Genomic DNA, 9,993 nt, shown 5'->3' on the forward strand with positions numbered 1-9,993 from the left:
CTCATGAAATAGCCCGGGCCGCCCAAAAACCGGCCGTTCAGGCCGCCCTGCTCAACTGGCCGGAAACGGTGCCGAACTGGCCGGTTAATTAGCGCTGAAATGGCCGGCTTCAAGTTGACAAAACACACTACACCCCGAGCGCCATCCGCACCCCGAGGGAGAGCATCACGACGGCGATGAAACCGTCGAGGATGCGCCACGAACTCGGCCGGGCGAAGAACGGGCGCAGGTAGCGCGCGCCGAAGCCCAGGCCGAAGAACCAGACGAAGCTCGCCGTGATCGCGCCGCCGCCCCACCACCAGCGCGCGGACTCGCCCTGCTGGTTGGCGACCGAGCCGAGGAAGATCAGCGTGTCGAGGTAGACGTGCGGGTTCAGCCAGGTGAGTGCGAGGATCGTCGCCACGGCGGCCCGCGTGCCGATCGGGATCGGCGACGACTTTGCCACCAGCGCCTTCGGCTTGAAGGTGCGCACCGTGGCGAAGACTCCATAGGCGAGCAGAAACGCGGCGCCGACGATGCGGAGCGCGATCAGGGCCACGGGAGTGCGTTCGACGAGGATGCCGATGCCGAGGATCCCCGCGAAGATGAGCACGGCATCCGAGACGGAGCAGATCAGCACCGCCGGCAGGACGGTGCGCGTGCGCCCCTCGATCCCGATCCGGAGGATGTAGGCGTTCTGCGCGCCGATTGCCACGATCAGGGCCAGCCCGGTGCCGAACCCGAGAAGGGCGGGCAGGAGCGTGGCGGCGAGGTTCATAGTGGCCACCGTAGGAGACAATTCGGATGCAGTACAGCTAAAGTTTCGAAGTATACCTAAGCGAGGCTAATGATGGCATTCCAGTTGGACCACCTGCACACCCTGGTCGCGCTCGTCGAGGAGGGCACATTCGAGGCGGCAGCGCAGCGGCTGCGGGTCACGGCATCCGCGGTCTCGCAACGGGTCAAGGCGATGGAGCAGGCGGCCGGCCAGGTGCTGATCCAACGGGTGAACCCGGTGATCCCGACCGCCGCCGGCGACATCGTGCTGCGCCACGCCCGACAGGTGCAGCTGCTCGAGGGCGACGTGGCCACCGAGCTCGGCGCGGGCCTGCAGCCGGGTGGGCGAACTTCGCTTCCGCTCGCGGTCAACGCCGACTGCCTGGGCACCTGGTTCCTCGACGCGCTCGCCGCCGTGCCCGCCGACAGCGGCGCGGTCTTCGACATCTACCGCGAAGACCAGGAGCACACCACCTCGCTGCTGCGCTCGGGCACAGTGATGGCCGCGGTCACGTCCACGGCCGAGGCGGTGCAGGGCTGCAGCTCGGTGCTGCTCGGCTCGATGCGCTACCGGGCCGTGGCCAGCCCCCGGTTCGTCGACACCTGGCTCGGCGGTGTCCCCGGCACCAGCGCCCTCGACACCGCGCCCATGGTCAACTTCGACCGCCGCGACGACCTGCAGCACCGCTTCCTGCGCGGTATCGGCGGCCGGGCCACGGATGTCCCGCGTCACCACATCCCCACCTCGGCCGACTTCGCCCGTGCGGTCGTGCTCGGCCTCGGTTGGGGGCTGCTTCCCGAGCAGCAGTGCCTCACCGAGCTCGGCGACGGCCGGCTCGTGGAGCTGGCGCCGGGGCATCCGACCGACGTGGTGCTCTACTGGCAGCGCTGGAACATCGCCTCCCGCCTGCTCGACCAGGTGACGGATGCCGTTGGCCGGGTCGCCGCCGCCAGCCTCCACCCGTAGGCGGGCCGGGCGCCCTCGACGCGCCCGCCGCTCGCCCGCCGCTCGCCCGCCGCTCGCCCGCCGCGCGCCCGTGGTGCCGCGCTCGTCTCCACGTCGCGGCCCGCGTCGGGGAAGCGGGCGCGCCGTAGACCGCGGGCCCGCTTCCCAAACGCGCGCCGCGAGTTCACGGGGGCGGCGCCAGGCGGCGCCGGCGGCGTCGTCGGCCACCGCCCCGCGCGTCACCGGTGCCGGAAGAGCTTCGCCGGCTTGCCGACCTTGCCGGGCTGGTAGGCATCCGTCTCGACGAGGTCGGGCAGCACCCGGCGGCGGAAGGTGTCCTTGCCGAGCCGCTCGCCCGCGACGCTCTCATGCAGGCGCAGCAGCTCGAGCAGCGTGAATTCGGGCCCGAGCAGGCGCGCGGGGTCGGCCGCGGCGGCGTACTCGGCGCGCACGGTGTTCACCGCCAGCCGGAGGATCTGTTCGTGGTCGTAGACCAGCCCGTGCGCGGCATCCCACGGGGTGAGCGCGCCGGCGGGCACGGATGCCGCGGGCACCACCACGAGGTGCGCCACCGAGATCACCCAGCCCCGATCATCCCGGTCCGGGGCGTCGAACACGTGCAACTGGCGCGGGCGCAGTCCCTCGATGCCGGCCTTGTCGCGCAGCGAGCGGAGCACGGCGTCGGCGAGGGTCTCGCCCTCGTGCACGAAGGTGCCGGGCAGGCGCCAGCCGCGCTCGTTCTGCACGAGCACGACGCAGAGCGCGTTGACCTGCACCGTGAGCACGGCCGTGTCCACGGCCACGGAGGGGTGCGGGTAGTCGGCCAGGGGTGTGACGGGGGAGTCGCGATGGTCGCTCATACGGCAATTGTCGCAGGTCTGATCTATGGCGGGTGGAGCGGATGCCGCGTGGCGATGGCCTGGGGGATGTCGCCATTGCGGTGGCCGCCGCCGTGGGCCGATTCCCGAGCCGTCGGGCCGTCGTCGCCGCTGAGTTGCGGACATGGCACCCTCGCGTCGCGCGCGAGGGTGCTTTTTACGAAACTCAGCCCCTCCCTGCGAGCGGAGCGACGCTGCCCCTCGAATGCGGAGGCGCAGGCAGGCCCCGCTCGGCCCTAGTCTCGACGTGGGGGAGTTGAGCCTGAACGGCATCCGGCATCCGGCATCCGACAACAGGTCGTCAGGTGCCCGCCATGGTTCGGCAGGGCTCGTCCCGTCACGAAGCTCGCTGGGGGAACCACATGAAACTCACGTCCGCGCAACTGGACCGCGCCGCCGGGGTGCTGCTCGGCACGGCCTGCGGCGACGCGCTCGGGGCCGGCTACGAGTTCGGGCCGCCGCTCCTCTCTGGTGCCGACGTGACGATGAAGGGCGGCGGCGGATTCGATTGGGCGCCCGGCGAGTGGACCGACGACACCTCGATGGCCGTGCCGATCATCCGGGCGATCGCCGACGGCGAGGACCTCCGCGACGAATCGGTGCTCGACGAGATCGTGGCCGCGTGGATCGACTGGGCGCGCACCGCACCCGACGTGGGCAACCAGCTGCGCGCGGTGCTCTCCCGCACCGACCGGAATCTGACCAAGGCGCGCGATGGGGGAGCCGACCCGGACCATGCCAACCCTTCCGAGCGGGCCAACCCTTCCGAGCGGGCCAACCCTTCCGAGCGGGCCAACCCTGCCAACCCTTCCGACCCTGCTGGCCCTGCTAACCCTTCCGAGCAGGCCAAAACTGCAAAGCATGCCGACCCCGACCACGCCGACCCGGCCCACCCTGCCCGACCGCAACACGCGGGCGCGGCATCCGCGGTGCGCCTGGTCGCCCAGGCCCACCACGACCGGCACGGCCGTAGCGGCGGCAACGGCTCGCTCATGCGCACCGCGCCGGTGGCCCTCGCCTTCCTTGACGACGCGGCCGGGCTCGCCGAGACCGCGCGCGCGATCAGCGACCTCACCCACGTCGACCCGGATGCCGGCGACGCCTGCGTGCTCTGGTGCCTGGCGATCCGGCACGCGGTGCTCTCGGGCGAACTGAACGTGCGTGCCGGCCTCGCCGCACTGCCCGCGGACCGGCGCGAGCTCTGGGATTCCCGCCTCGTCGCCGCCGAGGCCGGCGCCCCGCGGGACTTCGACCGCAACGGCTGGGTCGTGGAGGCCCTGCAGGGAGCCTGGTCGGCCATCACCGAGTCCGCCCGCCCGGGGTTTGGCTCCACGAGGGCCACGCCCGCCGATCACCTTCGCCACGCCCTCGAGGGCGCCGTTCGCGGTGGACGCGACACCGACACTGTCGCGGCGATCGCCGGCGGCCTGGTCGGGGCCCGTTACGGGGCATCCGCGGTGCCGGCCGAATGGCGGCGGATCGTGCACGGCTGGCCCGGCCTCCGCGCCGACGAGCTCGTACGCCTCGGTGTTCTCGCCGCCCGCGCCACCGGCGGCCGGCCAGACCCGGTTGCCCGCGTCGACCCGGAACGTCGCGACCCGGCCGTGCCCGACCGTCGGTTCGCGCAAGCCCAGGCCCCCGGCCAGGTCCCGGCACGACCCGAAGCCGTAGCCGTAGCCGTAGCCGTAGCCGTAGCCGTAGCCGTAGCCGTACCCGTAGCCGTAGCCCCGGCCCCAGCCGAAGCCGAAGCCCCAGCCGAAGCCCCGGCCCCAGCCCCGGCTGAAGCGGAAGCCGCAGCGCCCGGCCTCGCCGCCCGACCATCGACCGGCACCGCCCCCGCCTCGCGGAACCGCCGCGACCCGGCCGTGCCCGACCGCCGCCCGCGCCGCGACCGCGCCAGCTCCACCTGGCCCGCCGCCGGCCGGCTCGCCTACGCGACCTCGGGCGACATCTCGAGCCTCGTTCGGCATCCGCACGACGACGGCGTCTGGCTGGGCGCGGTCGGCGCCCTCGACAAGCTCCCAGCCGAGATCGACGCCGTCGTGTCGCTCTGCCCGGTGGGGCGGGCCCAGGTGCCCGATCGCATCCGGGTGGAGAACCGGGTGGCGGTCTGGCTGATCGACGAGGTCGATCCGCGGGCCAACCCCAACCTCGCCTTTGTGCTCGAGGACACCGTCGACGCGATCGCGGCGCTGCGGGCCGAGGGCCGCACCGTGCTCGTGCACTGCGTGCAGGCGATCAGTCGCACCCCCACGATCGGCGCGCTCTATGCAGCCCGGCACCGCGGCGTGCCGATGGAACGGGCGCTCCGCGAGGTCATCGCAGTCCTGCCGCACGCCAACCCGAACGCCGCGTTCATCGAGGCGCTCATGCCGCGGGCTCGAAGCGGGCGGAGCTAGAGGCTCGTCAGCGCGGTCGTGAGCCTGAGGATGTCGTCCTCGTGGTTGTAGAAATGCACCGCCATCCGCAGGTTGCCGTCGCGCGTGGAGCAGGCGATCCCGCGGCTCTTGAGCTCGCCGATGAGACGCCCGGAGTCGGTGTCGCCGAGCGGAACGGACACGATCGTGCTCCGGTTGGCCGGCGGCAGATCGAGCGGCGCCCAGCCGATCTCGGTGAGGGCAGAGCGAAGGGTGTCGGCCAGCTCGGCGTTGCGGGCGAAGATGGCGTCGGCACCGAAGTCGGAGAACACGGACACGGCCGCCTCGTCGCCGATGGCGGCCAGCCAGCTGATCGAGGAGTCGAACCGGGAGGCCGTTTCCGAGAGCTCCATGGTCGGCCCGAAGAAGCTCGCGTAGGGCTCCGCCCCGGCCCGCCAGCCCGCGTTCGTCGGCGTGAACCGGGCCTGCATCGCGGGGGAGAGGTAGCAGTAGCCCACGCCCCGGCCGGCGTTCATCAGATACTTGTGGTCGGGGGCGACGAGCACATCCACGTGGGGGAGCTGCTCGGCAATCCGCATCGCGCCGACGCATTGGGTGCCGTCGACGAACAACACGGCCCCGACCTCGTGGGCGAGCCCGCTGATGGCGGCGAGGTCGGACCGGTGCCCCGACGCGGTCTGCACGGCGCTGACCGCGACGAGTCGGGTGCCGCCGTCCAGGTGCAGGGCGATGTCATCCGGCTCGACCCCGCCATTGCGAAACGGCACGAGCCGCACGTCATAGCCCTTCCGGGCGAGCAGGCGCCAGGGAAAGTAGTTCGAGCTGTACTCGCGCTCGCCGACGACGATGCTCTGGCCACTCTCGGCCACACCGAACTGGGATGCCACGAGTCCGGCCGCCGCGGACACCGACGCGATCAGCGCGACATCCGCCGGGTCCGCGCCCATCAGCCCGGCGACGACTGCCCGGGTCGCGTTCGCGGCCGCGTCGCCGCGCACCCAGTCGAGGCCCTCCAAAGTCCAGTCCGCGATGAAGGAGTGGTAGCTCGCGGCCATCCGCCGACTCGCCAGCCCGACCGCGGCCGTATTGAAGTAGGCCTGGGATTCGGTGGCCGGGTACAGGGTGCGGGCGTCTCGAATGTCGAGCGACGACGGATGCTCCGCAAGACCAGTCATGCCCACAAGCTAATCCTCGCCCCGGCATCCCGCCACGCCAGACCCGCGAGCCTGCCCCGCCGTCCCCGGTGGTCGAGCCTGTCGAGACCCCCGACACCCCCGCGACCCCCGAGCCTGCCCCGTCGTGATTTCGACAAGCTCAATCACCGAGACCCCGCGACCTCCGAGCCCGTCCCGTCGACCCGGTGGTCGAGCCTGTCGAGAGCCCCGAGACCCCCGCGACCGCCCCGCCGTGATTTCGACAGGCTCAATCACCGCAGGCTCAATCACCGCGCACTCAATCACCGCGCGGGCCATTGTCGGCCCGAAAACCCGGGGCTACACTGGCCCGTAGCCGCCAGGGATGAGACGGCGGATGTGCGTCGGCGCCTCGCAGGGCACAGCCAGATCCCGATGTGCACAGAGCCGGGGAGGACGCCATGAATCGCGATGACCTCGTCGGCGTCTGGATCCATTCCCACGAAGAAAGCCGCGACGGGGCTCAGGTCTACCGACCTGAGGCTTACCCTTTCCCGCCATCCCGCGGACGGACATCCTTCACCCTGCGCGCCGATGGCAGCGCCCTCACCGGACAACCAGGTCCGGATGATCGGGGCACGACCGCCGACGGCAGCTGGCGACTCGATGGCACCGTCCTCGCCCTGCGCAGTCCCGACGGGACTGCGCGATATGAGGTGCTGGCTGCAGACGCGAAACATCTGGAGCTGCGACCGGCCTGACTCCTTGAAGTGAAGGAGGCCAGAAATGGCTGTCAAAGAAAAAGATCCGGAGATCACCGAAGACGATTTACCCTCTCGACGCTCGTGTGGCACCAGCGAGGTCAACGAACGCCTGATGCGCACCGTCGAGGGCTACGCCGAGGCCCGCGCGGAAATCGAGAACCGCACCGCCCGAGTGCTAGATGCGGGAGTGGCACTCCGCACCGGATGCACGCAGATCCCCGTCGTCGTGCACGTCGTCTACCGCAACGCCGCGGAAAACGTGTCGCAGGCCCAGATCGATAGTCAGATCGCCGTGCTCAACGCGGACTTCCGGGCGACCAACGCCGACAAGTCCTCCACGCCCCCGGTCTTCCAGCCGCTGATCGGTGACGCGAGAATCACTTTCAAGCTCGCGACGACCGACCCGTCCGGCAACCCGACCGACGGCATCACCCGCACCTCCACCACGACGACGCCCTTCACCTCCTCGACCGACAACGTGAAGTCGGCCGCCACGGGTGGGGCAGACCCGTGGCCGTCGGACAAGTACCTCAACCTCTGGGTGTGCGGCAATCTGCGCAGCGGCACGGGCCAGTCGCTGCTCGGCTACGCGCAATTCCCCGGTGGCCCGGCCGCCACCGATGGGGTGGTGCTCGTGCACACCGGGTTCGGCAACACGGGAACCGCCGCCTCGCCCTATGACCTCGGGCGGTCGGCCACTCACGAGATCGGCCACTGGCTCAACCTGCGCCACATCTGGGGCGACGACGGCAACGGATGCTCCGGCAGCGACTTCGTGGCCGACACGCCCAACCAGGCCGGGCCGAACTACGGGGCGCCGGCATTCCCGCATCCGTCCTGCTCGAATGGACCCGACGGCGACCTGTTCATGAACTACATGGACTACACCGACGACCGGGCCATGTTCATGTTCACCGGCGGCCAGGTCGACCGGATGCAGGCCGCCCTCGACGGCCCGCGCTCGAGCATCGGGGTCAGCGGACCGTGCATCGGAAAGCCGGTCAAGGAGTTCGTGAAGGACCTGCCGAAGGACCACCCGAAGGACATCATCAAGGAGAACCCGAAGGACTTCATCAAGGACAACCCGAAGGATTTCATCAAGGACCAGCCCAAGGACTTCATCAAGGACCTGCCGAAGGATGGGATCAAAGATCTGCCGAAGGACGGGTTCAAGGAGAAGCCGAAGGACCTCGTGAAGGACAGGCCCAAGGACCTGATCAAGGACAACCCGAAGGAGTTCGCCAAGGACATCGTGAAGGACCGGCCGAAGGACGGCATCAAGGAAAAGCCGAAGGACCTGGTCAAGGACCGGCCGAAAGACCTGGGCAAGGACTTCGTCGACGACATCCCCAAGCAGCTCCGCGACCCCGTCAAGGAGTTGGGCGGCGAAATCGGGCCGATCGACCCGGGTCCGTTGGGCGATCCGCCCTACACCGGTCCGTTCGGCGGCCAGCTGGGCGGCCAGTTCGGCGGCGGTGCGACGCCGTTCGTGATCGGCACCGGCCGTGACGTGCCGGAGGAGACCCCGGCCGGCGGCGGAATGAGTTCTCTGATGGGCATCGCTCAGCAGCTCGGCGGCATCCTCGCCGACTACTCGAGTGCGGCCGCATCCGGCCAGCTCACCGCCGCGGATGTTGCCCGCTGGCAACAGCTCGCCGGTGTCTATGCCCAGGTCATCGCTCTCCTCGGTTGAATCCGGCCGCTCCGTGACTGCCGCCGGGACACAGCGTGTCTGTGTCCCGGCGGTGGGCGGGCGCGCGTCGTGATTCTCATCGTCAGCTTTCCCGACAACGCGCACGTCGAGCGGGTGCTCGAGCACCTCACCCGGCCGACCACCGTGTTCGACATCGCGGACTTCCCGGTGCGCACCCAGCTCGACGTGCGGTTCAGCGCCGACCCCGGCGGTGCCGACCGTCTCTCGTTCACTCCCTCGGGACACCCGGAGATCGACCTGGCCGACATCGGTGCCGTCTGGTACCGGCGGGTTCGCCCGATCGGGCTCGACCCTGCCCTCACGGATGCGACGAGCCGGCTCTTCGCCTGGTCGGAGAGCACCGAGGCGCTCACCGGCCTGTGGCACGCGATGGAGTGCTTCTGGATGAACCCACCGGCAGCCGACGAGGCCGGCCAGCGCAAGATCCGTCAGCTTCAGGTGGCCCGCGAGGTGGGCCTGTCCGTGCCGGAGACCCTGATCACGAACGATCCGCTGCTCGCGGCGGCCTTCGTCGACGAACGCCCGGAGGGCAGTGTCATTCGCAAGGCATTCCGTAATATCGCCGAGGCCCCGCGGTCGACGGCGCTGGTCACCCGCGAGGACCGGGCGCACATCGACGACGTGCGCTACGCGCCGGTCACCTTCCAACAGTTCGTGCCCGCCGACCTCGACCTGCGGGTGATCGTGGTCGAGCAGGAGATCTTCGCGGCCTCGATCCGCTCCGAACCGGAGTACCGCACCGACTACCGGCTCGGCATCGGCTCGGCGGAGTTCAACGCGTACGAGCTGCCCGACGACGTCGCGGCGGCGCTGCTCGCCCTGCATGCCAGGCTCGGCCTCGCCTATGGCGCCTCGGACTTTAGGGTCACCCCGGACGGCGAGCACGTCTTCCTCGAGGTGAACCCGGGCGGCGAATACCTCTTCGCGAGCGACCGCACCGGCCAGCCGGTGCCGCAGGCCATCGCGGCGAGCCTCGAGCGCCACGACCGAGACCACGCCGGCACCGGCTGACCCGGCTTCCGACGCCCGACCGCCGCGCAGCTCGAGTCCCGCCCCCGGTAGTCGAGCCCGGTGGTCGAGCCCGGTGGTCGAGCTTGTCGAGACCCCTCCCCGCGCCCCCCGCGAGATCGCCTCACCGTGATTTCGACAAGCTCAATCACCGAGACCGCCGCGACCCGGTGGTCGAGCTTGTCGAGACCCCCGTGATTTCGACAAGCTCAATCACCGAGACCCCCGCGACCCCGAGATCGCCTCATCGTGATTTCGACAAGCTCAATCACCGAGACCCCCGCGACCCCGGTGGTCGAGCTTGTCAGTGATGATGGTTGGTGGGGTCAGGGTGGTCTGACTCAGAGCTTGTCTGACGCTTCGGCTGTCTTTGTCTCGATGCGTCGGCCGGTCTGGCCCTGACATTGTTTTGTCAC

8 protein-coding genes are annotated in these 9,993 nt (G+C 70.2%); 5 read left to right on the plus strand and 3 right to left on the minus strand.

Annotated elements, in window-relative coordinates; translation table 11 throughout:
* Positions 1 to 127: 127 nt before the first annotated feature.
* The gene (locus QMG61_RS17040) at positions 128 to 757 is read right to left on the minus strand and encodes a LysE/ArgO family amino acid transporter (RefSeq protein WP_283495536.1); all 630 of its coding nucleotides are present in this window, start codon (positions 755 to 757) and stop codon (positions 128 to 130) included.
* Between the two features lie 72 nt (positions 758 to 829).
* Between QMG61_RS17040 and QMG61_RS17045 the strand changes: the two genes are divergently transcribed.
* Positions 830 to 1,723, plus strand: coding sequence for a LysR family transcriptional regulator ArgP (locus tag QMG61_RS17045; RefSeq protein WP_349358722.1), 894 nt, complete (start codon positions 830 to 832; stop codon positions 1,721 to 1,723).
* A gap of 218 nt (positions 1,724 to 1,941) precedes the next feature.
* On the opposite strand, the gene QMG61_RS17050 is transcribed toward QMG61_RS17045, so the two are convergent.
* On the minus strand, positions 1,942 to 2,562 hold the full coding sequence (locus QMG61_RS17050; protein WP_283495530.1) for an NUDIX hydrolase: 621 nt from the start codon (positions 2,560 to 2,562) through the stop codon (positions 1,942 to 1,944).
* A 380-nt stretch (positions 2,563 to 2,942) separates the two neighbouring features.
* On the opposite strand from QMG61_RS17050, the gene QMG61_RS17055 reads away from it, so the two are divergent.
* Entirely contained in the window at positions 2,943 to 4,979 is a 2,037-nt protein-coding gene (locus QMG61_RS17055) for an ADP-ribosylglycohydrolase family protein (RefSeq protein ID WP_283495531.1), read from the plus strand.
* On the opposite strand, the gene QMG61_RS17060 is transcribed toward QMG61_RS17055, so the two are convergent.
* A complete protein-coding gene (locus QMG61_RS17060; RefSeq protein WP_283495532.1) occupies positions 4,976 to 6,133 on the minus strand; it encodes an aminotransferase class V-fold PLP-dependent enzyme in 1,158 nt (385 codons plus the stop codon). The two genes, QMG61_RS17055 and QMG61_RS17060, sit on opposite strands and share 4 nt — an antisense overlap.
* Before the next feature lie 419 nt (positions 6,134 to 6,552).
* On the opposite strand from QMG61_RS17060, the gene QMG61_RS17065 reads away from it, so the two are divergent.
* The 3 genes from QMG61_RS17065 to QMG61_RS17075 all read left to right on the plus strand — a co-directional run bounded on the left by QMG61_RS17065 (position 6,553) and on the right by QMG61_RS17075 (position 9,580).
* Positions 6,553 to 6,852, plus strand: coding sequence for a hypothetical protein (locus tag QMG61_RS17065; RefSeq protein WP_283495533.1), 300 nt, complete (start codon positions 6,553 to 6,555; stop codon positions 6,850 to 6,852).
* Positions 6,853 to 6,877: 25 nt separating this feature from the next.
* Positions 6,878 to 8,548: a zinc metalloprotease gene (locus QMG61_RS17070; RefSeq protein ID WP_283495534.1), complete on the plus strand. Its 1,671-nt coding sequence runs from the start codon at positions 6,878 to 6,880 to the stop codon at positions 8,546 to 8,548.
* Positions 8,549 to 8,617: 69 nt separating this feature from the next.
* Complete coding sequence (locus tag QMG61_RS17075) at positions 8,618 to 9,580, plus strand: MvdC/MvdD family ATP grasp protein (RefSeq protein WP_283495535.1); 963 nt, start codon at positions 8,618 to 8,620, stop codon at positions 9,578 to 9,580.
* Positions 9,581 to 9,993: the final 413 nt, after the last annotated feature.

Source organism: Cryobacterium sp. PH31-AA6 (genome assembly GCF_030063195.1).
Lineage (GTDB): Bacteria > Actinomycetota > Actinomycetes > Actinomycetales > Microbacteriaceae > Cryobacterium.